The organism is Corynebacterium sp. (genome assembly GCF_030532965.1).
Taxonomy (GTDB): Bacteria; Actinomycetota; Actinomycetes; order Mycobacteriales; family Mycobacteriaceae; genus Corynebacterium.
Map to the genome: position 1 here is coordinate 23,305 of NZ_JAUNKC010000006.1, position 26,174 is coordinate 49,478.

General features: G+C 55.3%; 19 protein-coding genes. 10 read left to right on the forward strand and 9 right to left on the reverse strand.

Annotation, left to right across the window (positions count from 1 at the left end; translation table 11 throughout):
* Positions 1-119: 119 nt before the first annotated feature.
* Entirely contained in the window at positions 120-1,217 is a 1,098-nt protein-coding gene (gene rlmN, locus Q4D85_RS04385) for a 23S rRNA (adenine(2503)-C(2))-methyltransferase RlmN (RefSeq protein WP_303198484.1), read from the forward strand.
* Positions 1,218-1,318: 101 nt separating this feature from the next.
* On the opposite strand, the gene Q4D85_RS04390 is transcribed toward rlmN, so the two are convergent.
* Both Q4D85_RS04390 and Q4D85_RS04395 read right to left on the reverse strand, forming a co-directional pair.
* Positions 1,319-2,896 (reverse strand): hypothetical protein, encoded by a 1,578-nt coding sequence (locus Q4D85_RS04390; RefSeq protein WP_303198485.1) that lies wholly within the window; start codon positions 2,894-2,896, stop codon positions 1,319-1,321.
* Between the two features lie 264 nt (positions 2,897-3,160).
* Positions 3,161-3,583 carry a DUF2631 domain-containing protein gene (locus tag Q4D85_RS04395; RefSeq protein WP_303198486.1) on the reverse strand — a complete coding sequence of 141 codons (423 nt, stop codon included), beginning with the start codon at positions 3,581-3,583 and terminating at the stop codon, positions 3,161-3,163.
* Positions 3,584-3,954: 371 nt separating this feature from the next.
* On the opposite strand from Q4D85_RS04395, the gene dxr reads away from it, so the two are divergent.
* Entirely contained in the window at positions 3,955-5,118 is a 1,164-nt protein-coding gene (gene dxr / locus Q4D85_RS04400; protein ID WP_303198487.1) for a 1-deoxy-D-xylulose-5-phosphate reductoisomerase, read from the forward strand.
* A gap of 27 nt (positions 5,119-5,145) precedes the next feature.
* Entirely contained in the window at positions 5,146-6,354 is a 1,209-nt protein-coding gene (locus Q4D85_RS04405) for an RIP metalloprotease (RefSeq protein ID WP_303198488.1), read from the forward strand.
* A 38-nt stretch (positions 6,355-6,392) separates the two neighbouring features.
* Here Q4D85_RS04405 and Q4D85_RS04410 read toward each other — a convergent pair whose 3' ends face one another.
* The 5 genes from Q4D85_RS04410 to Q4D85_RS04430 all read right to left on the reverse strand — a co-directional run bounded on the left by Q4D85_RS04410 (position 6,393) and on the right by Q4D85_RS04430 (position 12,693).
* Positions 6,393-8,183 carry an ABC transporter permease subunit gene (locus Q4D85_RS04410; RefSeq protein ID WP_303198489.1) on the reverse strand — a complete coding sequence of 597 codons (1,791 nt, stop codon included), beginning with the start codon at positions 8,181-8,183 and terminating at the stop codon, positions 6,393-6,395.
* A 122-nt stretch (positions 8,184-8,305) separates the two neighbouring features.
* The gene (locus tag Q4D85_RS04415) at positions 8,306-9,799 is read right to left on the reverse strand and encodes an ABC transporter substrate-binding protein (RefSeq protein WP_303198490.1); all 1,494 of its coding nucleotides are present in this window, start codon (positions 9,797-9,799) and stop codon (positions 8,306-8,308) included.
* A 196-nt stretch (positions 9,800-9,995) separates the two neighbouring features.
* Complete coding sequence (locus tag Q4D85_RS04420) at positions 9,996-11,276, reverse strand: MFS transporter (RefSeq protein ID WP_368502262.1); 1,281 nt, start codon at positions 11,274-11,276, stop codon at positions 9,996-9,998.
* A gap of 11 nt (positions 11,277-11,287) precedes the next feature.
* Positions 11,288-11,992: an ABC transporter ATP-binding protein gene (locus tag Q4D85_RS04425; protein ID WP_303198491.1), complete on the reverse strand. Its 705-nt coding sequence runs from the start codon at positions 11,990-11,992 to the stop codon at positions 11,288-11,290.
* Positions 11,989-12,693 (reverse strand): ATP-binding cassette domain-containing protein, encoded by a 705-nt coding sequence (locus tag Q4D85_RS04430; RefSeq protein ID WP_303198492.1) that lies wholly within the window; start codon positions 12,691-12,693, stop codon positions 11,989-11,991. The genes Q4D85_RS04425 and Q4D85_RS04430 overlap by 4 nt, the downstream gene beginning before the upstream one ends.
* Before the next feature lie 377 nt (positions 12,694-13,070).
* Here Q4D85_RS04430 and Q4D85_RS04435 point away from each other — a divergent pair, with 377 nt between their 5' ends.
* The 6 genes from Q4D85_RS04435 (at position 13,071) to Q4D85_RS04460 (ending at position 21,514) form a co-directional block, all read left to right on the forward strand.
* Positions 13,071-13,958, forward strand: a complete 888-nt coding sequence (locus Q4D85_RS04435) for an ABC transporter ATP-binding protein (protein ID WP_303198493.1) — start codon at positions 13,071-13,073, stop codon at positions 13,956-13,958.
* On the forward strand, positions 13,948-15,675 hold the full coding sequence (locus Q4D85_RS04440; protein ID WP_303198494.1) for a hypothetical protein: 1,728 nt from the start codon (positions 13,948-13,950) through the stop codon (positions 15,673-15,675). The genes Q4D85_RS04435 and Q4D85_RS04440 overlap by 11 nt, the downstream gene beginning before the upstream one ends.
* A 283-nt stretch (positions 15,676-15,958) precedes the next feature.
* Positions 15,959-17,128 (forward strand): flavodoxin-dependent (E)-4-hydroxy-3-methylbut-2-enyl-diphosphate synthase, encoded by a 1,170-nt coding sequence (ispG, locus tag Q4D85_RS04445; RefSeq protein ID WP_303198495.1) that lies wholly within the window; start codon positions 15,959-15,961, stop codon positions 17,126-17,128.
* A 172-nt stretch (positions 17,129-17,300) separates the two neighbouring features.
* On the forward strand, positions 17,301-19,136 hold the full coding sequence (locus Q4D85_RS04450; RefSeq protein ID WP_303198496.1) for a penicillin-binding transpeptidase domain-containing protein: 1,836 nt from the start codon (positions 17,301-17,303) through the stop codon (positions 19,134-19,136).
* A 42-nt stretch (positions 19,137-19,178) separates the two neighbouring features.
* Complete coding sequence (gene map / locus Q4D85_RS04455; protein WP_303198497.1) at positions 19,179-20,045, forward strand: type I methionyl aminopeptidase; 867 nt, start codon at positions 19,179-19,181, stop codon at positions 20,043-20,045.
* Positions 20,046-20,065: 20 nt separating this feature from the next.
* Positions 20,066-21,514: a cobyric acid synthase gene (locus Q4D85_RS04460; RefSeq protein ID WP_303198498.1), complete on the forward strand. Its 1,449-nt coding sequence runs from the start codon at positions 20,066-20,068 to the stop codon at positions 21,512-21,514.
* Here Q4D85_RS04460 and mtr read toward each other — a convergent pair.
* Positions 21,511-22,902, reverse strand: a complete 1,392-nt coding sequence (gene mtr / locus Q4D85_RS04465; protein WP_303198500.1) for a mycothione reductase — start codon at positions 22,900-22,902, stop codon at positions 21,511-21,513. The two genes, Q4D85_RS04460 and mtr, sit on opposite strands and share 4 nt — an antisense overlap.
* A 130-nt stretch (positions 22,903-23,032) precedes the next feature.
* Complete coding sequence (locus Q4D85_RS04470) at positions 23,033-24,064, reverse strand: alpha/beta hydrolase (protein ID WP_303198501.1); 1,032 nt, start codon at positions 24,062-24,064, stop codon at positions 23,033-23,035.
* A gap of 535 nt (positions 24,065-24,599) precedes the next feature.
* Between Q4D85_RS04470 and mqo the strand changes: the two genes are divergently transcribed.
* Positions 24,600-26,099, forward strand: a complete 1,500-nt coding sequence (mqo, locus tag Q4D85_RS04475) for a malate dehydrogenase (quinone) (RefSeq protein WP_303198502.1) — start codon at positions 24,600-24,602, stop codon at positions 26,097-26,099.
* Positions 26,100-26,174 lie beyond the last annotated feature (75 nt).

A 26,174-nucleotide genomic window follows, 5' to 3' on the forward strand; every position in this document is an offset into this window, starting at 1 on the left:
GCTCAATACAATCGTGACAGCTAAAAAGTGCGAGATTGTTATGAAAAATAGCAGTTCCACGCTGGTGCACCGCCGCCGAATCGACCTTTTGCCCTGGTTCGTGCGAAAATAGTTTGATTATGGCTACACCCATCCCCCTTAACTTTGCTACGCCACGACGGGCAATGCCCCCGAAACATTTCGCGGATTTAACCAACGACGAACGCATTGCCGCTTTAGCTGAACTTGGGCTGCCCAAATTCCGGGCAAACCAACTGGCTAAACACTACTACGGCCGAATGCAGGCCGACCCGCGCACCATGACGGACCTGCCAGCAGCCGCGCGGGAAAAAGTAGCCGAAGCGTTGTTTCCCACGTTGATGACCCCGGTACGGGAAGTCTCAGCTGATGACGGTGAAACCCAAAAGACGTTGTGGAAACTTCACGACGGTACGCTTTTGGAATCCGTGTTGATGCGGTATCCCAATCGCGCGACCCTTTGCATTTCCTCCCAGGCGGGTTGTGGCATGGCCTGTCCGTTCTGCGCTACTGGACAGGGCGGGTTGGATCGTAATCTCTCCACCGCGGAAATTGTTGACCAGGTGCGTGCGGCTGCAGCGACAATGGAAGCTGAAGGCGGCCGGTTATCCAACATCGTTTTTATGGGCATGGGGGAGCCACTCGCCAATTACAAACGCGTGGTTCATGCGGTGCGCCAAATCACGGAGCCGGTGCCGAACGGTTTCGGCATCTCGCAGCGCAACGTCACGGTGTCCACGGTTGGTTTGGCTCCTGCGATCCGCAAGCTTGCCGACGAGGATCTCTCCGTCACACTCGCCGTTTCGTTGCATACCCCAGACGATGAACTGCGGGACACGTTAGTGCCGGTGAATAACCGCTGGTCGGTTGAGGAGGTACTGGATGCGGCTGCATATTATGCTGATCGGTCGGGGCGGCGGGTGTCCATCGAATACGCCCTGATTCGGGACATCAATGACCACGGGTGGCGGGCCGACATGTTAGGCAAGAAGCTCCATCGCGCCTTAGGCTCCAAAGCACATGTCAATGTGATTCCACTCAATCCAACGCCAGGTTCCAAGTGGGATGCATCTGATAAAACCCAGCAGGATGAATTTGTTCGGCGGGTCATCGCGCAGGGGGTTACGTGTACGGTTCGAGATACCAAGGGCCAGGAAATCGCGGCCGCCTGCGGTCAGCTTGCCGCCGAAGAACGATAAACCGTTAGGTTAATACCTAGCGGTCCCAGATTTTAAGCCTCATGTTTTTTGGAAAAACATGAGGCTCGTTGCGGCGATTTTTATTGAAGGCTTTTGTCGCCTTAACGCTTATGCGGTACCTTCACCGCGACGGCATAGAATCCGTCCTTTTCGGCGATGGCAACGGTGATTTTTGATGCATTGGAGCGCAGCAGAACGTCGCTGTTCTTCTTCTGGCTGAATAGTTTGTCGGTGGCTGCGAGTGGGTCGTCGGCAAGCGCATACACTTCCGTCAACGGAAGCTGTTGTTGCACGACTTTGCCGTTGACGAAAAGCTCAGCTTGCTTTTGCAGATGGGATTGGTGCTGATCATCGACGGTGAGTACGCCCAGACCTGCTGCGGTACGTTTTTCGTTGATTGCGGCGATGACGGATTCGATCTGCTTCGCGCGTTCTTGCAGCGCGACTCCTTGGGTGATGGGACGAACGGAGATCCAGAATTCGTCGCCGTCTTGGTACAATCCGACGGCGACGTGGCTGTACCGAGCGTCAGTGAGGATGAAATTAAAACCAGATTGCTGTGCCCAAACTGCAACAGCTTCTAGCGGATCGTGAGCACGCCACACGGCACGCTTAATTCCGGAGAAATAGAGTCGGTTGATATCCTTCATGTGCTTGGCCCACGCCACCTCTTCGGCGTTAAACGAAGGCGCAAGCTGAAACGGATTCACCCCGTTTTTCTTGCGTGCCTCGTTTATCCGGTCAACCAGCTTGCTCACGCGGTCGTCGTCGGATGTCAGCGCATCGCCCTCGGTGACGAATCGTGCGGAACCGCCCCACCAAAAACCGTTTGTGGCAAGACCAATAGCGACCTTCTTAAGATCAGGGCGGCGAACCAATTGCGCCAGGAAATCATATTTGGCGATCGATTCGCGGTAACCGACCACTGGGTCTTCACCAGAGATTGGGACTACCCGCATAGAATAATCGGTCTGGAAACTGCCGGACTTAATGAAGTCTTCAGCATCCTTTTGCTCCGCCTTGCTCAATTCCGCATCGAGCGTAACCGGGTTCAAGCCTTGGCTACGACGCTGGCTATTGATCTCGTCCAGGACACGTTGAACTTGGCGGGCAACCGAAGAGTCGGAGCCGGTATCAGGCGTCGACGGATTTTGCTTCCGCGGCGGGGTAGAACTTGACGAGCTGGACAGGCTCGACAGGTCAGTTTGCTTGCCTGCCGTGTTATTGATACCTGGCTGTGCGGAATCGGTAGGTTCCGCCGAAGGATTCCCGGAAGCAGGTGGAATGGTTTCCGGTGCGGGTTGGGTTGGGTTATTCGGTGCATCCGGGAACCAGAAGGTCGAGGATTCCGTGGTTGGCGGCGCGGTGGTTACATGAGGCGTCAATTCGCCTTCAGGCTTGGCTGGGTGAGTCTGCTTTGTGTCTGCAGAATTTTGTGCGGTTGTCTTGGTGACAAAAGCGACGATGCCAAGAATGGCTGCGAATAGTGGCAAAGCGCCGCCAAGGATTTTATAGAAGAAATCGGTATTGAACTCCGAAGAGCCAGCGGGAAGGCTGAAAGCGTGATGCGGGTTGGGGACCTGCGCGGTGGCTGGTGTTTGTGCGGAATGTAGGTTGCTGAAGCTAAGCGATGCGACAAGTGCACACGCCAGCGCTTTTCGACGCCAGTTACGAGGCATGAGACGGTATCTCCTTGGCAGATGAAGATGAAAGAATCAGAACTGAAATTTAGTTTAACTGTCAACTGTTTAAAATGATAAATAGATAGAAAAGTCAAAAGATTGAATTAAATAAAAAATGATAAACGTATATATCTGGCGGGGTTCGGGGGTGGATCTGGGGTAGAAAATTTTCCGGATTGTAGTGCGAAAAGGTGGCCGGTTCGGTTATGGCAATAAAAAATTCCGCCTACTATCAAGTAGGCGGAATTTTAAGGAATATTCTTAGTTTTCCAACTTGCGAAGGTGGGAAACCCGAGACGGCTCGATATTCAGAGCGCGTAATTGGGAGTCGGTCAATTCAGCGTATGGGCCAGTGCAGGTTGCCTGGAGGTAATTCCAGTCAAGCTCTTTATGTCCTACTGGCTTATTGTGAGCGGTCAAAGTCCGAGCTTGCTTGCCTTGTGGTTCAAACAGCTGCCAGAGCAGGCCGACCGCGATCAATGCTGCGAAGACAAAAAGGAAGATGGTTTCGACATGACCCTTGTGGTTACCGAAGTTGTAGCCCAACAGGATGAAAACGCAGATCCATCCCGAAATCTGGGTTGCATTGCGTCCGATGTGGTGCCAACCCCATGCTGCTGATGGTTCATCCAGGGTGGATACACCATTGTGTACCTCAGGGGCGATCTCGTGAGAACCGGCCACGCTCTTCTCCTTAAAACTTGATGTCACGCCAGGCTTGTGGTTGGTAGTTGCACATAACCATGCGTTAGTAGGGGAGTTTGAAACAGAAATAGATTTCCCAACCATTTTGGCATAACTGCACGTTTCAGGCGACATTAACCAACGGAAAGCCCTTAGTGTGGCATATGACACATTTGCTTTAACCTGCGGAAACGTAAAAATTTGGGCGACTGTGTCGCATTCTCAATCTTAAGTTGGTACACGTTAGGGGGTGAAAACGAGGTGAAAACCTTCGACTTCGATCGTGATCAAGCAGTGTGCCGACTTCCGGTCTTCGATCAATCACATCTGCGGTGCGGGAAATACCAGTAGATAATGAAACAATGGAACTTATGAAGACAGCGGTAGTAATTCTTGGCAGTACCGGTTCTATAGGCACGCAAGCTCTTGAGGTCATCGCGGAAAATCCCGATAAGTTTCAGGTCGTGGGGATTGCGGCAGGTGGGCGCAATCCGCAGCTCATTATCGATCAGGCGATCAACCTTAAATTGTCGGCCAACCAAGTGGCAGTAGCCGACGCCCAGGCGGCACAGCAGGTGTCAGAAGCGCTGGGCTCTCAAGTACGCTCCGGACAGAACGCCGCTGAAAATTTGGTCCGAGAAACCCCGGCTGATACAGTACTGAACGCTTTGGTTGGTTCCCAGGGGCTTGCTGCGACAATGGCGGTCATCGAAACGGGAAGCACGTTGGCGCTAGCGAATAAGGAATCGCTAGTGGCGGGCGGAGAACTGGTAATGAAGGCACTTGCACCAGGCCAGATCGTCCCGGTGGACTCGGAGCACTCGGCCATGGCGCAGTGCTTGCGTTCCGGGGAACGCCACGAGGTTGATCGGTTTGTTCTTACTGCTTCCGGCGGACCGTTTCGTGGTTGGACTAGGGAGATGATGCGGGAGGTCACGCCGCAGCAGGCGGCAGCGCACCCTACATGGTCGATGGGGCAAATGAATACCCTAAATTCCGCGACTTTAATCAACAAGGGATTGGAATTGATCGAAGCTTCGCTGCTTTTTGATATTCCTGCTGACCGAATCGATGTCACGGTGCACCCCCAATCCATCGTGCACTCCATGGTCACCTTTAGCGATGGCGCCACTATCGCGCAAGCATCGCCACCGTCGATGAAGCTTCCCATTTCCTTAGCATTGCATTGGCCGCACCGGGTGCCAGACGCACAACCTGCGCTGGATTTCAGCGCCGCAGCCACCTGGGAGTTCTTCCCTGTGGATGACGAGGCTTTCCCGGCGGTTCAATTAGCTCGCGACGTTGCGCTGCGCGGCGGGACGTTCCCGGCAGTGTATAACGCAGCGAATGAGCAAGCGGCGGCAGCGTTCCTTGCTGGGCGGATACAATTCCCCTCCATCGTTGATGTCGTGAGTGACATTGTGTCTGCAAGTTCGCAGTTCGCCGGAACGGCGAATACAATCGCGGACGTTATAGAATGCGAGCAGATTGCCCGGGCTTATGCCGATGAGGCTATCGAACGCATTGAACGATAGCGGTTAAGGAAACTGACACAACAAACTATGTCGTATTTACTTGGTGTTTTTATCTTTGCCATCGGTATCGCCGCAACCATTGCGCTTCATGAATGGGGGCATTTTGCCACGGCTCGGTTGTTTGGCATGAAAGTCCGGCGATTCTTCGTCGGTTTTGGCCCTACCGTGTGGTCGGTGAAACGAGGAGAAACCGTCTACGGGTTCAAAGCGATTCCGCTGGGCGGGTTCTGCGACATCGCGGGAATGACCAATCAAGACGAATTATCGTCCACGGAACGGCCGCACGCGATGATTTTTAAACCTTGGTGGCAACGAATCATCGTGTTGCTAGGCGGCATTATCGTCAATATCATCGTGGCGTTGGTTATTTTGTATGGACTAGCCGTTACGTCCGGATTGCCAAACAACAACGTCGATACGACGGCAACCATCGGGGAAATCAATTGTGTTGCTCCTAAACAGCTCGACGCGCAAACGCTAGCGCCGTGCTCCGGAACCGGACCGGCCGCCAAGGCTGGGTTGCAGGTCGGTGACCGGGTTGTGGCTGTCGACGACGTAAAAGTCGCAAGCTTTGTGGAGCTACGCGATTATGTGATGACCAAGCCGAATGAAGAAGTCGTGCTTCACGTTGAACGGGCCGGAAAGAAACTCGACGTGCCTATTCACGTGGAATCCGCGAGTCGGCTCAACCCCGCCGGTGAAGAAATAACGGTCGGTGCCATAGGCGTGGCGAGCGCGCCCCTTGAGCTATTCGTCTCCTACGGGCCTGTTGACGCCATCGGGGCTACCTTCGGGTTTGCTGGTTCCTTGACGTCGGCCACCCTGAGTGGCTTGGCCTCCTTCCCCCAAAAAATCCCAGGTGTTGCGGCCTCGATCTTTGGCGCCGAACGCGAAGTAGATGGTCCGATCAGCGTTGTCGGTGCGTCCCACGTCGGTGGCGTGTTGGCGGAACGTTCAGCCTGGCCGATGTTCCTCTTAATGCTAGCCAGCCTCAATTTCTTCCTGGCGTTTTTCAACCTGATTCCATTGCCACCGTTAGACGGCGGACACATTGCTGTGGTGATTTACGAAAAACTGCGGGATCTGCTGCGGAGACTACGCGGTTTAGACCCAATGGGGCCAGCAGATTACGAGAAACTGGTTCCGGTGACAATGGCGGTCGCGGCGGTTTTGATCGGGGTTGGTGCCATCGTTATTATTGCCGACGTCGTGAACCCGGTGGATATATTCGGCTAGCAAACCGCCACCTGCGTTCGTCGAAAAGCTAACTGCCACTACCGGGACTTGCGCAACGAGACGTCGGTATCCGTTGCCAACGCCGAAGCGATCCCCAGCAGGATTAACAACACTGTCGGAGCCAACATTATCCACGGAGCCCGCTCAATATAGCGGATCGATTCGGATAAAATAATGCCCCAGTTGGGCGACTCAAGCGGCGCACCCAGCCCGAGGAACCCCAAGCTAACCAGCGCCAATGCGTTATGGGCGATTCGGCTGGCAGCGTGGCGCACGATAGCTGGAATTAACGTGGGTAGCGTGTGAACCCGCAACAGCCGAAACCGGGATGCGCCTTGCACCTGCGCCCAGCGGTAATACCCGGTGGTGCGGGCTTCATCGACGACGCTAGCGGCGTGTGCGGCAAGCGGAATCCAGCCGACACTTAAAACCGCAATACACGCAGTTAATTGCGAAGCGCCGAAAACACCGGCGAAGATCACGCCGATAAACACCGCAGGAAGGGCATTAAGTGCATTGCCCAGCTTGGATACCCACGGCCCGGCCAAACCAAGAATTAATCCCAAAACGGCACAAGCGGCGGTGACCGCAACGGCGGCACCTAAGCTGAAAACCGCGCCGTGGGCAATCCGGGCTGCTAAATCCCGGCCAAGATGATCCGTTCCCAGCGAATGGAGCGCAGAGGGCGGGCGAAGCCGTTGCTCCGGCATAACCGTCGGGGCAGGCAGAATAACCCACAACACCAACAACGCCAGAAACGGCAGCGAAACGATCATAAGCGCCCAACCACCCCGAGGCTTAAGCCGGGCATCGGCCGATTGCGACGAATAGGCAGTTTCGGCTTGCACAAGCGGCGCAAGCAATCGGTGCCGTAACAACTGGGCAAGACCACCAGAGGCCAATCCCACCACCAATGCAGTAATCACAATCACCTGTAAAACAGGGATATCCCTGCTAATCGCGGCTTTCACCGCAGTGTTCCCCATTCCGGGAATGCTGAATGTTGTTTCAATCAGGACAGTCGCCGCCAAATTACCGGCGAAGAACAGGACAATTTGCGGCAGCAACACCGCCATGCTGCGTTGCAACAACGCAGATATGATTATGCTCTTTTTAACACCGTTTAGCCGCCACGATCGAACCCACTCTTCGTGGGAAATACCATCAATAGTGATGAGCAAAATACGCCCCAACATGCCAGCCGCCGGTAATGCCAGCGACAACACGGGAAGGACCATGTGCTTGGCTGAGGAAAAGCCGCTGACCGGGAACCAACCCCATTGCAAGCCAAAGACAACCAATAACACCACGGCGAGCACGAATTCCGGGATGGAACCCAGCATGGCCATTCCCAAGATATGAGAAGTCCGCGCGGGTTTGCCGCGAACGACGCTGGTGATGCGGGGGAAAACGAGGGCTACAGCAAACAACACCGCAACAGTGGTCGATAAAAACGCGATGGTTGCTGAAACCCCAAACCCACTCAGCGCCACAGAGGTGGCTGAGCGGGCCGGGTTGACCCAGCTCACACCGAAATCCCCGCGGATTGCCCCCGAAAGCCACTGGATCACCCCAGCGAGTGGAGTATCCGGGAGATTCAATTCCTCACGGATCGCTGCCAGTACCTCCGGATCAGGTTCCCGTTCTTTTTCGCGAGCGCGGAAAACGGCAAATGCAAGATCCCGCTGCCCAATGAACGGCAAGATTGCGGTGACGATGATTCCGGAAACCAATAAGCCGAGGGGGAAAGCGACCGTCGAAAAGCAGCGGCGAAGAGCCGACGGTTTCACCTTTGTCGGGTGTGACGGTGGGCTAGTGGTAGCGGACATGGGGTTCCTTTTAAACGGTAATCGGACTGCGGTGGTGGTTGTGCCGCGGCCACAGTGGTTACCTCAGTGGCCGCGCTGAATGAGATCATGTCAAAGCAGTGCCTTACTCAAGGCTCACCTGATTACTTGCTGATCTTGGTGTCTTTGGTAATCAGCTTGCGCTCAAATGGGTCGAAGCTAACACCGTCTAATTTGTTGTAGGTAATGAGCGAATACTCGTGGGCTACTGGAATGACCGCATTGTCGGCAACGACCTTGGCACCGATTTCGGCAGCAGAGGTGTAGCGCTTGGTCGTCTCGGAAATCTTGCTGGTTTCCTCGATTGCTGCGTCAATCTCCGGATTGCAGTACAGCGACAAGTTGTAGGAACCCTCGCAGCTGAAGTCGGAGCTGAGGTAAGAAACCGGGTCGGCAGCACCGGTCTGGTAGTTTCGGGATGCCAATACTGCATCGAACTCGCCATTAAGCAATGCAGGTTCGAGGGAATCGTAATCCTGGGCCACGACTTCGACGTCGAAACCAACGCCACGCAGCTGCTCAGCCAATACAGACGCTGCTTCCGGTAGCTCCGGACGTTCTGTCCAGGTAGCCAATCGAATCTTGGTGCCAGCGGCGTCCTTCGTTCCAGCTAAGGAATTCTTCGACTCTACGGATTTAGCCCAATCGGCGGATTCGCTGAACAAGCTGCCGCCAGCCAGGGAGGCGTGGCCCTCATAAATGTTATCGACTACCGATTCAGGCTTTACCGCCTCGGCGGCTTTTGCACGAAGCCCAGCATCAGCAAAAGCGCCGGTCTTCGTATTCAAGTGCAGCAATACCGCCCGCGGAATAGGGGTAGATTCCACCGTCAAATCGCCCAACTCCGCCAGCTGCGCGATTGGCACCGCCTGCGCCAGTGACACCTCGCCCGCACGGACAGCGTTTGCGCGACCAGCGCCGTCCTCAATGAACACCGTTGTCACTGCGTCCAATGCTGGTTTGCCGTCCCAATAGTCAGCAAAACCTTCGGTCTTTGCTTCGCTATCGGTCAGTTCCACCAACTTAAACGGACCAGTACCGGTGCCCACCAGGGGAGGAGTAGCACCTTCGTAGGCCTTTTCGGCGAGGATAATCGCACCCGAGTCGGCGAAACGCTGGGCCAAAATCGGATCTGGATCAGCCGATACCACCTTTACTTTGTTGTCACCTTCCGCGGTGAAGGTCAACTCCGATTTGCCAAGACCTTTGGGCCGGGAATCGGCCTTAACAGCATGTTCAAGAGCCCCTACAACCGCTTCTGGGGTGAGATCGGTTCCGTCGTGGAATTTCACGTTGTCACGAAGAGTGAATTCGACGGTTTTGTCGTCGATCACCTCCCAAGATTTGGCCAGCTCCGGCTGAGGTTCGCCATTGGCATCGAGCTGGAGTAGTGCCTCACCGATGCCCATTCGGGTGTTGAGAAGCGCGTCGTCGGAATAAGGCGATAGTGAGGCTACCGGTTGGAACGGAAGCGCAATCTTAACTGCATTATCGCCGGTGGCGGCGTCTTCAACGGTGCAGGCACTAAGGACGAATAACGAACAGGTTGCGGCTGCGGCGATACGCATCATGGTGCCGCGTCGTCGTGGAAATGACATGTGGGATTCTCCTTACAATAGAGGTGTTTTTCGTTCATGTGGGTAGTTGCGGAAGGAGTATTTTCCATCCGGCTATACTGCGGATTCCCGTGGAACCGCAGAAACCAGCTCAGTAGTAGAGCTGCAGGTAGTGCTGTGCGTACGCCTCGGGCGGCCCGGTGGCACCGAGAAGAAGAAACGACAGTGTCTGCATGTATTACACCTGTGCCTTTCTGGACCGAGCTATGGTGGCGATCTTTGGCAAGGCAATCGCCGAGGCCGCCATGATGGCCGTGAGTACCAGCCACGGAAGTGTAGCTGCAGGTTGCGGGGTGTGGGCGAAATCGAGGAGGCGGCCAAGAACCAGGGAACTGATCAAAACCGCCAAGCCGCCGAAGGAATTGAGGAATCCGAAATAGGTGCCGACGTGCTCTTCGTGGGCGATGATGCCTACTAGATCACGCGCGATCGGGACGGCAACCATCTGGCCGATATGCAGGAGCATCAACATGACAAGGATGGGCGCTATCCCTAGCCACCCAGCGGCGGGGGCGAATGGTGCGAGGATCGCTATGAGTGCGAATGATGCAGCCGTGCTGATAAATCCCACTGCCAATGCGACGGTTGCCGTGCGGCGTTGTGCCCAGCGCGCCAGCGGCATTTGCAATAGCAAAACGAAGACGCTGGCGAAGACGAACATCCAGCCAATCGCGTCCTGGCTGCCCGTTGCGCGTTCCAATTCCACGGGTAGAGAAAGATACTGTTGGTTATAGGCCACCAAACCGGTGCTATAGGCCACGGCAAACGCGATAAAGAGTTTGTTGCGTAGCACCGTGGTCAGGCTGTTCCACACCGATGCGCTTGGTGGGGTGGAGACAGCGGGGACGATCAATGCGTGGCTTATCAGGAGAACACCGAAGATCGCCGCAGCGATGAAGCACATCAACGGGAAACCGATCGGCAGGAGAACCGCCCCTAGGATTGGCCCGATGAGCGCACCAACCCGCGAAAATACCGTATCGAGGGCGAAAAGCTCGGCGCGTGTGATGATTCCCGAATCCTCTGTGCTGCGTCCAGCCACGGAAAACGACGCCTCCGCGGCGGGTGAAAAAAGGGCGGCGGCGAAACCGATCAGGACAACCGCGATCAAAAGCTGCGGGGTGGTGGTGGAAAGCCCCGCCGCGATAAACCCAGTGATCCGGATGGTAATGCCGATCAACAAAATAGGTTTGACTCCAAACCGATCCGTTAACGCTCCGCCGACAAAAAATAAGCCTTGCTGACTGAACGTTCTTAACCCCAGCACCAAACCGATCATCGTGCCACTCGCGGCTAAAGATTGGCTCATGTACGTCGCCAAAAACGGAACTACCAGGTAAAAGCCTACGTTAAACAGCATCTGGGTGACCAGTAGCAGCTGAACCGCAAGCGGTAATCGCGCGAATACTGCCCAGCGAGAACGTCTGGCTTCGACGGCGCGACTCGGTGATGTAGTAATGGTTCTGATCCTTATTGTTGGTAAATGGCTGTCTCGGAATTAAGCAAGTTGTGGGCGTCGATAAGCATGCGCCGAATGGGGCTTGCCGAGGATGTATCCCAAAACTCTGCGGCAGCTATGTCCTCGACGATTCTGCCGTCGGAGACGATGACGCAGCGAGTGCATAACGTCGTTGCGGCCACGAGATCATGGGAGACCAACACTGTGGTGAGATCCGGCGATTTGAGCAGGCCGATCACTAAATTCTTAGCGGTGCTATCCAGTGCGCTGAGCGCCTCGTCGGCGTAGATAACCTTGGGATTGCCGATGAGAGCACGTGCGATTCCGACGCGTTGCCGCTGGCCGCCAGAAATCTCATGCGGGTATCTGTCGGCGATGTCCGGGTTGAGCGCTAAGGATTGCAGTAATTCCGGGACTTCACGCTGCGCGGCGGAAACGTCGCCACCGGCTATAGCGATCGGTTCAGTTACCACGTCGATGATCCGAAGTTTGGGATTGAGGCTGCCATCAAGGTCTTGGGGGATATAGGAAAAGTCGCCGATATTGGGAGCGATGACATCGCCGGAATCCGGTCGCAGCCACCCGCATAACAGACGAAGCAGGGTGGTTTTTCCAGCACCCGACGCCCCTAACAGAGCAACCTTTTCCCCCTGGGAGATGTGCAACGAGGTTGGTTGCAGATAGGGGAAAATGGCGGCGTTTTGTATATCGATCATTGCCACTCGCTTTCAAACTGCGCCACGTAGCCGGTTCCAGATTCGGCAGGATGCATGGTGATCACGGACGGGCAGAGGGCGCGGGCGGCCGCCAAGTCATGGGTGATAAACAGCACCGACATGGGGTTAGTTGTTTTCTGCGAAGCCGCCACCACATCGCGCAGGGTATAAACGATCTCGGAAGTGGCGATCGGGTCGAGCGCGGAGGTAATTTCGTCCGCGAGCAAAAGATTGGGGCTTACCCCTAACGCAAAGGCGATCGCTGCGCGTTGCCGTTGACCACCGGAAAGCTGAAGCGGGTAACGGGAATGAAGCTGTGGGTCAAGCTTGACTGCGGAAAGCAGTTCGTGGGCGTAAGCGACGCTACCTGCCGTCAGTGCAATTTGCTTGTCGACGCGCTGCAGTGGGTTTAACGCCCCGAAGCTATCTTGTGCGACAAATCCAATGGTTCCCGCTCGCCGAATCGAACCGGAAATCTGTAACTGGTGAGTATCGAACCCGCCGATGGCCTTGGCGAGGGTGGTTTTGCCGGAACCGGACGCGCCGACTACCGCAGTTAATGTGCCCGGCAGGATTTTAAGGTGTGGGACGTAAACCGCAGGTAATGTGCCGTAGCTTAAGGTCACGTCTTCCATAACGCATAATTCCAGCTCCGCCTGGCACCGGGCTGCTGTGGCCTTAGAAATGGTTGTTCTCCTCAACTTATAGACCACATCATCGTGGTTTCAGGACATACCGCTTCGGTTGATAACCGGGGTGATGGTTAGGCGGAAACTGACTGCGATGTTCAATAATGGTAATAGTAACAGCATCTATTTTCAATAAGTGTGCCCAATCTCAAACAATGGGTTTATTTCGCACCAGCCACGACGGGAAAGCCGAGAGTAATTCCAATTTTGCTCAACACTCTCGGTGGCGTAGGACAGCAGAACCCTGGTTGGCAGGAGGTACTGTCACTAGAGTGGACAGAGGCACGACAAACTTCTGCTAACTGTGTTGTTACGGAATCAAGCTTGTTTCCCGTCTACCAACAGCGCAGTTTTGTACCGTAACCGCGATTAATAGCAAGGGGCATTCTATGGACAATGCGATACCAAATGACTTCGAGAAGATGTCAGGAGCAGAACACAACTCCACCGAAAGCGGTTATCCGGCACCGCCTCATCCGGCACCAATTGCCTTCGAAGTGGTGAATCTTTGCAAGCGATTTGGCACCAAAATCGCGGTGAATAACCTGTCCCTTGCAGTGCCGCGCGGCAGTATTTTCGGTGTGGTCGGCCCTAATGGTGCTGGTAAAACAACGATGCTCAACATGGCAACCGGGTTACTACGGCCCGATTCCGGCCGCGCCGTAATCTGCGGTCACGACATGTGGACGGATCCAATCGCTGCAAAGGCCGCCATGGGGCTATTGGCGGACGGAGTGCCAGTTTTTGATCGGTTGACCGGTTGCGAATACTTAGAGTATCTCGGGGCGCTGCGCGGCATGGATCCGACCGACATTTCAACCCGCAGCGTTGAATTGCTGTCTGCCCTGGGGTTAACAGAAGCCCGCGATCAACAAATCGTCGACTATTCGGCTGGTATGACTAAGAAAATCCTGCTGGCGGGGGCGCTGCTTCATAACCCCCGGGTTTTAGTGCTTGACGAACCTCTGGAAGCGGTGGATCCGGTATCGGGCCGAATCATTCAACAAATCCTCAAAGCATACGCCGCTGCTGGGGGAACAGTGGTCATGAGTTCCCACGTTATGGAATTGGTGGAGGGACTGTGCGACCATGTGGCAGTCATCCACCAAGGAAACGTGCGCGTGGCAGGAACCGTCGAAAAGCTCGCGGCCGAGCAATCCCTGACTGACTTGTTCGTAGCCATCGTTGGCGGCGGCGAACTGGCCGAAGGGCAGCTGGCGTGGCTGCGGCAGACAGCTGATGCCCCGGAACAGAAAGGCAACGGCTATGCCCAATAACGTTTCCCAACCAGCTGGTGATTTCCACCCCGCTGAAAGCACGTATTCACCAGCTATCACCGCACACCCCGACCCCATGGGATCCGGTGCAGGTGCTGCGGTACCGGGTTTCACCCGCACGCTTATCCGGCTAAATCGAACGTTGTGGTGGCGCTCATTTAAATCGAACGCGAGCTCCATCATGATGAATATCTTGATCCTCATTTATGGGGTATTCGGATTGCTAGCCATCACCGCGATGATGTCGTTTGAAATGCTCGATGGGAAGCTGGGCGCACTGGCTGGGTCCGTGGGGCTAGGCATTACCTGTTATGTGTTTCTCGCAGTGATGATGCCAGCAGGCGAGGGGCAGATAATGCCGGAATCATTCGCCACCTTTCCAGTGTCTGCTAAACAGATAATGCCAAGCCTGATCATTATTCAGGTGCTGCAAACCCGTGGCTTTTTGGCAGTGTTCTGCACCATCATTACGACGATTGCTACGTGTATCGTATGGGGCGCGTTGGGGTTCGGCGTGCTGCAAATGACGATTGTCGTTGTGTCGATGCTGATGAGCCTCGCCATCGTATTTGCGCTAGCCGAATCGATCGCAGTATTGCTATCAAACGCAAGTAGCGCGAAGCGAAAGGACCGTAAAGCAATTTTGGGCTTCGGTGCGTTTTTCGTCATGTGGATCGCATACATGGCGGTGATGAATAACGCACAGAACCAAGGTTCGCTCAACACCTACGGGGAGTATCTCCAGTGGTCCCCGCTCGCCTCTAGTGCGGGCATAGCCAGGTTCGCGGCGGAGGGAAAGTGGGGCAATGCTGCGGCTTGTTTCGCGATCACGCTTCTTACGTTGGCGGTGTCGTTAACTATTTGGTGGCGCAGCACCGAGCATCGGTTGGCAAACCCACTCGGCGGCCAAACCTCTGCAAGTTCACCGCGCCGGGGCTTCACCACCAAACCGGATAACGGTGTGGGGCGCAGCTTACTGCTGCCTGGGTTGGCTTTTACCCCTCGTAACATGGTGCTGTCGCGGGTTGTCCGATACATCAAACGCGACACCCGCCAGATTATTGCTTTGGCGATGGTGCCGATGATGTCGGTGTATTTCCTTTTCATGGACTGGCAATTCGGCGGCAGCACCGTACTGCTAGGCATAGTGCTCATGGCTATTTTAAGTTCGATTAACGCCGCTAACGATTTTGGTTTCGACGGCCCCGCGAACTGGCTGCATTTGACTTCTACTATCAGCGCCAAGGATTTGCTCTTGGGGCGGCACTGGGGTGCGGTTCTGCCATCGGTGGTAGCGAGCTGGTGTTTTTTCTTGCTCGTCGCGATTGTAAAGCCAATGCCGGAGACCTTTCTGATCATCGGATTAGCGTTGGGTCTACAGGCGACCAGCTTGGGGATCGCCGTGTTTTTAGCCGTCTACAATCCGTTCCCAACGGCGCGGCCGGGTACCAACCCGTGGCAAGACCGTTCCGGGTTTTCCGCAGGTGCGTTTATTTCTTCTTTTGCGGGGATTTTCCTGTCCTGGATTCCGCTACTTCCGGGAATTGGACTGGCGATTTATGGCTTCGTCCAGAATCTTCTGTGGGCACAATTGTCCGGTGTGATACTAGGAATTGGCCTAGGGCTCGTGTTTTACGTAGTGATGCTGCGGGTGGCTATAAAACGCTTGCACAACCACTATCCAGAAATCTATGCCAAGGTGCGCCGGCACGTCTAGGCAGATATGCCGCGTGGGGGCTTATCTCAGCGGAGGATTTTCCGGAGGAATATGACGGTTGCTTTTCGACGCGTCCCGGGTCGCGTCGAAAAGCGAAAGCGGGCATGCTGTAACGCAGACACCCACCGACGAGCGTTTGGAGGTGGGCAAGCAGTGCATTGTCTGAAACGACGGGAGCTTATGAGCATTGTGCAGTGCCAGTGCTAATAACGGTTGGTGGGATAAGCAGTGATAGAATTTGGGAAGTTTTACACTGACTTTTTATCCTTTAGGAGCAGCCCACGTGTCTACCCCACTCAACCTCGGTTTCCCCAGCACTTCTGAGCAACCCCCGGTGCTGGCGCCGCGTCGGAAAACCCGGCAATTGATGGTAGGCAATGTTGGGGTTGGTTCCGATTACCCGGTCTCGGTGCAGTCGATGACCACCACCAAAACCCACGACGTCAATGCTACGTTGCAGCAAATCGCCCAGCTGACAGCCTCCGGCTGCGATATCGTGCGGGTGGCCTGCCCGAAAACGGTTGATGCCGAGGCGTTGCCGATTATCGCGAAGAAGTCACCCATTCCGGTTATCGCGGATATTCATTTCCAGCCGAAATATATCTTCGCCGCCATCGATGCTGGTTGCGCCGCGGTGCGGGTCAACCCCGGAAACATTAAAGAATTCGACGGGCGGGTCAAGGAAGTAGCGAAAGCCGCAGGAGCCGCTGGTATCCCGATCCGCATCGGTGTTAATGCTGGTTCGTTGGATAAACGCCTGTTGGAAAAGTACGGGAAGGCAACCCCCGAGGCGTTGGTGGAATCGGCCCTGTGGGAGGCGTCGCTTTTCGAAGAACACGGATTTGGCGATATCAAAATCTCCGTCAAACACAACGATCCAGTCATCATGGTGGAGGCTTACCGGCAGCTGGCCGCGCAGTGCGATTACCCACTTCACCTGGGTGTAACCGAAGCGGGTCCGGCTTTCCAAGGCACCATCAAATCATCGGTGGCTTTCGGCGCATTGCTATCCGAAGGCATTGGTGACACCATTCGCGTTTCCCTCTCTGCGGACCCGAAAGAGGAAGTAAAGGTCGGCGATCAAATCCTGCAATCCTTGAACCTGCGCGAACGCGGGTTGGAGATTGTGTCCTGTCCTTCCTGTGGTCGGGCGCAGGTTGACGTTTACACCCTTGCCGAGGAAGTAACCGCCGCTTTGGACGGCATGGACATTCCATTCCGCGTTGCCGTTATGGGCTGTGTTGTTAACGGCCCCGGCGAGGCCCGTGACGCCGACCTAGGCGTGGCTTCCGGAAACGGCAAAGGCCAGATCTTCGTCAAGGGCGAAGTGATTAAGACGGTTCCGGAATCGCAGATCGTTGAAACCCTCATCGAAGAAGCGTTGAAGCTTGCCGAAGAGCAGGGGATTGAGATCAAAGAAGGCGGCCAGGCCAAGGTGTCCATCACTAAGTAGGCTTAGATTCTCTTAAGTTTTTCGGCGGCGGTCTACCGTGCGCGCCGCCGTAGAGAGGGTGTGTTGCTGCGCCCTGCAGAAAACAGTTCCTGGCAACACCTGTTGGTCTTTTGGCCCGAAATTCCGGTGTGGTGAGCAGGACGTCTGTAGATTTGGTGCTAATCTGGCCAGCATGAAACACTCCGCCGTACCAGCGTTCCGATTTGCCGTGGCTGCATGTATCGCGGGTGCGGTGCTTTGCGGATGCACCCCAAAGCCATTATCCGCAGAGCCAGTTGTTGAGGAATTTCTCAGCCAGATGGCGGCGCGACAGATTCCGGCAGCGGCTGAGCTTACCGACAAAGCCCACAACGTTGCCGACGTTTGGGACGCGACCTGGACTGGGCTGCAGGCGGAAGGGCTGCACACCGACATCACCGATATTGATATCCGCGATTCCCTGGCAACCGCGACATACACTCTTACGTGGGATCTCCCGAAAGATCGGGAGCTACGCTACGACGCCACCATGACCTTAAACAAGATAAATAACGAGTGGAAAATCCGGTGGCAGCCGACAGCATTGCATCCGAAATTGGGGGCAAATCAACACCTCGAATTGCGTGCGGTCAATGCCCAACGGGCCAGCATCGTGTCTTCCGATGGCACGGAAATCCTAGCGCCCGGAACGGTCGATCGGATCCTGGTTGATACCGGCAAAATCTCCGATCGTAAAGCCACCGCCAATGCGATCGCCCACGCCCTCGACGTAGCCCATGCGGAGGACGAATCGGTTCCGCAGATAGAAGCCGCCGAATTGGCGGAATCGCTGCAAGCAGCAACCGGTACCTATTCGGTAACAACGGTGAACCAACAAGCCGGTGCCCGGATCAGGGAACTATTGGCTGAAAAACCGGGGATCATATTCAACGACGAAGCCGCCATGGTGAGCAAAACCCCCGGATTTGCCCCAGATATCGTCTCCCGGGTGACGAAGCTCGTCAACGAAGAATTAGAAGGTGCTAATGGGTGGCGGGTGGCGGTGGTCACCCACGACGGTGCACTTATCGACGACATCGAGTACCACGAACCAAAGCTAGCACCCGCCGTGCGGGTAAGCCTGGATCATAAGGTGCAGGTAGCGGCCGAAGACGCGGTGAATCTACGCTCGGAAATGAAGGCAATGATCGTGGCGATCCGGCCAAGCAACGGCGAGATCCTGGCCGTCGCGCAGACTGATAAAGCCGACGAAGAAGGCGATCTCGCGTTAACCGGGCAATTCCCACCAGGTTCGACCTTCAAGATCATCACCGCATCGGCAGGCATCGGGCAGTCCGGCCTACGTTCCGATTCCGTCGTTCCGTGCCCCGGCACAATGAATATTTACGGCCGCACGGTAACTAACTACAACGGCTTTGCGTTAGGAAACGTGCCGCTGCAAACCGCATTCGCCAGGTCCTGTAACACCACCTTCGCCGATATATCCACCCGCCTTGAAGCAGGGGAACTCAAGCGAGTAGGTAAGGAATTTGGCATCGGTATCGATTACGATATCCCGGGGCTATCGACGATCACCGGTTCAATTCCCAATGGTGATACCCCATTAGACAAAACCGAAGCCGGGTACGGTCAGGGTTTGACATTGGTCAGCCCGTTTGGCATGGCATTGGTATCCGCCACCGCCGCGCATGGGTCCACCCCGACGCCGCAACTCGTCAGTGGGTTTAGCACAACCCAAAAAGAAACCGTCCCGCCGCCGTCGCCGGAAACCATCGAACAGTTACGCCTCCTCATGGGGGCGGTGACGGAACCGGGTGGTACCGCCGCCGGAATCAACGCGGGTGGAAAAATCTTCGGCAAGACCGGTGAAGCCGAAATTAACGGCGGTTCCCACGCATGGTTCACCGGATACCGCGACGATATCGCATTTGCGACGTTGATCGTGCTGGGCGGTGGTTCGGAATCAGCGGTAGCCATCACCGATAAGTTCTTCCAGCGGTACGACGAACTAAATGCCCCTGCTGGTTAAGCCAATAGGGAGTTACGCACCAGCTGGACTACGATTACACCCATGACAATTCGCAAACCGTTAGTTCCAGAAAAACCCACACCCATTCGGGACGTTCCCGCCCATATCGAACGGCCAGAATACGTATGGAAAAAGAAGGTGCGCGAAAACTGCGGCGAGCCGTGGATTCAAACCCCAGAAGTCATTGAGGCGATGCGGGAAGCCTCGAAGATCGCGGCAAACGCCCTTCAAGAAGCCGGTAAGGCAGTAGCCCCCGGAGTAACGACCGACGAATTGGACCGGATCGCCCACGAATACATGCTTGACCACGGCGCTTATCCCTCCACGCTGGGATACTTGGGTTTCCCGAAGTCCTGTTGCGTGTCCTTGAACGAAATTATTTGCCACGGAATTCCGGACACCACCGTCATTGAAGACGGCGATATCGTCAATATCGACGTCACCGCATTCAAAAATGGGGTACACGGCGATACCAATGCAACCTTCCTGGCAGGCAACGTCAGCGAAGAACACAAACTTCTTGTCACCCGCACCGAAGAAGCATTAATGCGGGGAATCAAAGCCGCGAAACCAGGGCGACAAATCAACGTCATCGGTCGAGTAATCGAAGCGTACGCCAAACGCTTCGGATACAACGTTGTGCGCGACTTCACTGGGCACGGCGTTGGTCCCACCTTCCACAACGGCTTGGTGGTGCTGCACTACGATTCCGACATGTACACAGATGTCCTTGAACCCGGCATGACCTTGACCATCGAGCCGATGATTAACCTCGGCGAATTGGATTACACGATTTGGGACAACGGTTGGACCGTGCAAAACGACGACTACAAATTCACCGCACAGTTCGAGCACACCATCGTGATTACGGAAACCGGCAACGAGATCCTTACATTGCCAGATTCTTAAGAACGAAAGCGGTAAGAGAAATGGTCGCGTTCATGGTAGCTGGCTGCACGTCCGATGCCGGAAAGTCAGTGGTGGTTGCGGGGTTATGCCGGGCCTTCGCGCGCCGGGGGATACGTGTTGCGCCGTTCAAGGCGCAAAATATGTCCAATAATTCGGCAGTGACCCCTTCCGGTGGCGAAATTGGGCGTGCGCAAGCGCTGCAAGCAGTCGCCTGTGGTCTGAAACCAGACACCCGATTCAATCCGATCCTGTTAAAACCGGGTTCTGATCGAACTTCCCAATTGGTGGTTAACGGCCAGGCCACCGGGAACGTCAGCGCGAAAAGCTACATCGAACATCGGGGGTATCTCCGCGAGATCGCCCGCCACACGCTTGCGGAATTGGAAGACGAATTCGACCTAGTGGTCTGCGAGGGCGCGGGTTCGCCAGCGGAGATAAATTTGCGGGAAACCGACGTTGCGAATTTCGGTCTGGCGCAAGCGGCACAGTTACCGGTGTACCTGGTGGGTGATATTGATCGGGGTGGGGTGCTCGCGCATTTCTACGGCACCTATCACATCGTTGACGAGTCGGATCGGGAGCTGATCCGCGGATTTGTCGTAAACAAATTTCGCGGGGATGAGTCGATTCTGCACCCAGGGTTAACAAGACTGGAGGAGATGACGGGGGTGCCGACGTGCGCGGTATTGCCGTTTATTCCGGGGCTCTGGGTGGATGCGGAGGATTCGCTGCAATCGACGGTCGGCACCACAATCGGGCCGCACACCCCGGCCGTGGGCAGCCAGCGGCTGCGGGTGGCAGCCGTTCGATTGCCGCGGGTCTCCAACGCGACAGACATCGAAGCCCTCGCGTGCGAACCAGGGGTTACGGTGAGCTGGTCGGTGGACCCGGATTACATCGCCGAGGCTGACGTCGTGGTGGTGCCTGGCTCCAAATCGACGGTGAGCGATCTCGCGTGGTTGCGGGACACCGGAATCGCGGCGGCGATCGAGCAACGCGCGGCCGCCGGAAAGTTCGTTATTGGGATCTGTGGTGGGTTCCAAATGATGTGTTCGCAGATAACCGACCCGGTGGAGTCCGGGAATCCGGAACCCGTGCCCGGGTTGCAGCTTTTCGACGCCGACATCGCCTTCTCCCCGGAAAAAACCCTCATCAGTCATTCTGATGGTGCCTACGAGGTACACCATGGTCAGGTGGTGCGCAGCCAAGAGCAACCGTGGATTGGTGACGAAGGCTGCCAAAAGGGCCATCTGTTGGGTACTCATCGGCACGGACAATTGGAAAACGACGCATTCCGAAAAGAACTACTGATAACGATCGCCGCCGCGATTGGGAAGACTGGGTTCCGTGTCGACGAGACCATGAGTTTTGCCGCAGAGCGGCTGCGGCAAATTGACCTGATAGCCGACACCATTGAAAGCTGTTGGGATCTTGACAAGCTTCTTGACGATGTCGGCTTTAGAGCTTAGAACTCCAGGCCGAGCAGAGCGTTTTCGATGAGCTCCGGCAGAGCAGGGTGAATCCAGTATTGGTCGCGGGCGACCTCGCGAACATCCAGATCGAAGGCCATGACCGTGATTAATTGTTGGATAAGGGTTGGGGCCTGGGGGCCAATGATATGGGCGCCCAGTAACCGGCCGGTGTCCTTATCTGCAATGAGCTTGGCAAAGTGTTCGGTGTCTTCCATCGCCCAACCGTAGGCAACATCGCCATAGTTTTGGATTTTTACCGTGATGTTGTGGCCAGCATCGCGGGCTTGCTGCTCGGTTAAGCCAACCGTTGCGATTTGCGGTTGTGTGAAAACCCCGGCTGGAACGTTCTTATGGGGCATAGGAATCATGTCGTCCGGGTGCAAAATATTGTGGCGCACCGCGCGGGTTTCCGCGTTCGCGACGTGCTTGAGCTGGTACGGCGAGGAGACGTCGCCAAGCGCCCAGATCCCCGGCGCGGTGGTACGGCCAAATTCATCGACCTTGATTGATGCACCTTCCATCTCCACCCCGGTAGCGGGGAGGTTGAGCTGGTCGCCGTTGGGGATACGGCCGGTGGCGACTAGCAGGATTTCACCGTGGATCGTCGAGCCGTCGGAAAGCGTTGCGGTGATTCCCGAGTCATCCTGCGTGAAGGACTCAAAAGTTACGCCGAGTTTGGTGGTCATTGCTTTTTCGGTCAATTCGGTGATTCGGGCCGAAACATCGGCATCAAGATGCCGAAGGACTTTTGGCGAACGATTGACTAAGGTGACGTCAACTCCGAAAGACTTGAAGATGTGGGCGAATTCTAAGGCGATGAACCCGCCACCCATGACGATCATGGATTGTGGCAGCTTTTCGAGCCGCATGATCGTTTCGTTGGTGTGGTAGTCCACTCCGGATTCGGCTACCTGTTCCGGGATCTGTGGGCGGGCACCTGCGGCAATGACAATGGTGTCGCCAGAGATAACCGTAGCTTGATCGCCTTGACCAGTGCTGATTAGTTTTTCGCCGACGAACTGGGCTGGCTGATCGTACACATCGATGTTTGGGGTTTTCGGCCCGCGTCGATAAGCTTCGCCGCTTTCGGCAATCGGGTCGATTCGGTTTTTAAACACCCGCTCGACGATGCTGGGCCACTGGACTCCGTTGAAGGAAGCGTCGACTCCGTAACGTCCTGCTTCCTTTACTGTCTGCGCGACTTCGGCGGCGTAAACGAACATTTTTGTGGGAATACAACCCACGTTCAAGCAGGTTCCGCCGAAGGCACCCTTTTCGATAATTGCGACGGATTTATCGTGGAATTCTGGCCCCGGAATGGAATTTCCAGAGCCAGCGCCGATGACGATCAGATCGTAGTGCTTTTCTGCCTTGAGTTCAGACATGTTTTACGTAACCCTTATCTACTAACGAAATATCACTAATGTAGCAATAGCCATGATGACACCCGAATAGCTTCATCAGTGGCATGCAACTAATAGTAGTAACGACACTCTACGTCGGGGTATTCCTGGGTTAGTTTTCTTTGGGTAAGCCGCAGGTGTTCTTGAGCCAGGAGACACATTGTTCGAGGGCTTGAGCGCGGGCGGTAGGTTCGGAGAGGAACAGATCGTGCATGCCATTGGAGATCTGCACCGTCGTTACATTGCGTGCAACAAACGGTGACCATTGCTTGATCTGTTTCACGTCCAAGACGGTATCGGCCGTATGCGATTGTTGCGAATATGGTCGACCCAGTCGGGATTGGTGGGAACACATCGAAAGCGTCGGTACACCCGCATCCACCGACCCGGTATGAATGGCACGTTGCGCAAATAAAACAGCACGCAGCCAGCCCATGTATTTCGTATGTCCACCGATGGGTTTGAATGTGGTATCAAAATCCCACTCGCCGTGCCGCGACACATGCAGCGCCTCCCCGTAGGTCCCCAAATTTCCGCCGCGAACCGGACGCTTCGGATTGCGTTTGCCATTCAACTTCACCCACGGGGTTAACGTTTTTACCAGCACCTTGGGTGCCATCATGTCCAGCCACGGGCTGTTTAAAACCAAGGCCTTAATCCGATCATGCAGGGCAGGATTTGTTCGCCGAAGCTCATCCAACCACACCGGCGCAATAAGTCCGCCGGTGGAATGGCCAATAACAATGATCGACGAGTAGTGCTGCGCGAGGAAGGAACACACCGTAGAGAGGTCTTCGTGGTACTGCGACAGGTCCGTCGAATAATGCCAGGTGTGGCCGTCACGATGCGAACGGCCGCATTTGCGAAGATCGACGCCGTAAAAGTCGAAACCATGCTCGTGGAAAAATTCGGCAACGTGGGTTTGGAAGAAATAGTCGGTCATGCCATGGACATAGACGATGGCTGGGCGAGACGCATCCGAATCGTTGACAGTTGGGTGGAACCGTACGAGTGTCGTGACGATATCGGATTCCCCATCCGGATCGGCTCCGAGATTGAACTCAATATTCTTGAAGTTTTCTCCTAAAATATCAGGTTCCCAGTGGGCGGTTGCGAAGCGAGGCGACTCGACGGATTGATTCATGCCACCCACTTTATTCCGAAATATCCGTTCGCTAAAACCGGCTCCGACGCACTCCACTGGTGGTTTTGGAGGGGAAATAACTTCTGGTGGGTGGGAGTTCAGGCCGACTTCGGCCAACTCGGCGATCAGTAGCGTTTTGCTGATGCGTGGGAAATGGGAAACCCGTGACCACGCACCCGATGGGTTCAGTTTCGTGTGCGGGGGTATTACGTGGGGGCGGGAAATGCTTGGTTTTGCTAAGAAAAGCGTCAAAATATGCCGGGGTTTTCCCTGATGGGGGTGATCGTGTGGGTTGTGTTACCTGCGGCGACGTCGAATCCAATGTGAGAATATTAAGAGAACATGACAATTTCAGTACCCCCGAATGATTCGGGCGTAGACTGTAAAGCCGATAGGCGCGAATTTCACCTCGCACTGTCATTAGGAGGGCCAATCCGGTACACGACCACAATGGTAGTCATCGGTGCGGTGCTTCATTGGCTTAACAGACATTGTGGCCGACCATGAAGAAGCGGAAATACTAAGGGAAATTGAAATGTCAGATTCCACGAACAACGCAACTACCATTTCGGACGAAGTAGATGTCGCGCTCATCGGCGGCGGCGTCATGAGTGCCACCCTGGGCGCGATGCTCAGGACACTCGAACCAGGTTGGTCCCAGGTGGTTTTTGAGCGCCTCGATGCGCCAGCCGAGGAATCTTCCTCCCCATGGAATAACGCGGGTACCGGCCACTCGGCGTTATGCGAACTCAATTACACCCCGGAAGTCAATGGCAAGATCGAAATCTCCAAGGCCATCGGGGTCAACGAAAAATTCCAACTGTCCCGGCAGTTCTGGGCTTACCAAGTGAACGAAGGAGTGCTGCCGACCCCGCGGGAATGGATCAACCCAGTCCCACACGTTTCTTTCGGTCAAGGCGACGCTCAAATTGCTTATCTGCGTAAGCGCTACGACCGTCTGGTCAATCACCCGCTTTTCCCCAACATGGAATACACCGAGGATCGTGCCAAATTCGACGAGCTGCTTCCGCTGATGGCCGATGGTCGGCCCAAGACGGATAAGGTCGCCATTTCTTGGACGGAAGGCGGCACCGATATCAACTATGGTGCTTTGACCAAGCAATTCCTGGCCGATGCCCAGAATAAAGGCACCGAGATCCGATACGGACATGAAGTAACCAAACTCCACCGGGATGGTTCGAAATGGAAACTGACCGTCAAGAACCGCCACACCGGTGATGTATCGGTATTCCGCGCCAATTTCGTGTTCGTCGGCGCAGGTGGCATGGCATTGCCGCTGCTGCAAAAAGCACGTATCCCAGAAATCCGTGGTTTCGGCGGCTTCCCGGTCTCCGGTGAATGGTTGCGTTGTACAAACCCAGAAATCGTTGAGCGTCACGCCGCTAAGGTGTACGGCAAAGCAAGCGTCGGCGCGCCGCCGATGTCCGTGCCGCACTTGGACACACGCGTCATCGAGGGCGAAAAAGGCCTGTTGTTCGGCCCATACGCAGGTTGGACTCCGAAGTTCTTGAAGCAGGGTTCCTGGTTCGACCTGCCGAAGTCGCTGAAGGTGACCAACCTGGCATCCATGCTCAGCGTCGGCGTGAAGGAATTAGGTCTGACCAAGTACCTGATTACCGAATTGATGAAAGACAAGAACGCGAAGATGGAATCTCTGCGGGAATACATGCCAAATGCCAAAGATGAAGATTGGGAGTTGGTTACCGCAGGTCAGCGCGTGCAGGTTATTAAGCCAGTCGTCGGCCCGTCCTTCGGTTCCCTGGAATTCGGTACCACCTTGATCAGCCATCTCGACGGCTCCATCGCGGGTCTTCTGGGTGCGTCGCCCGGCGCATCGATCGCACCTGCCGCCATGTTGGAAGTACTAGAGCGGTGCTTCGGTGATCGGATGATCGAATGGGGCGACAAGATCAAAGAAATGATGCCATCCTACGGTGTGAAGCTGGCAACCAATAAGGCATTGTTCAACGAGATGTGGGACTACACCCAAAGCACCCTGCAGCTTGATAAGTAACACCCCTATTGACAACAGGTGTCACCAACGTTTTCAATAAGGCACGGCCAATCCGCTAAGGTTGATCCTGGTGCA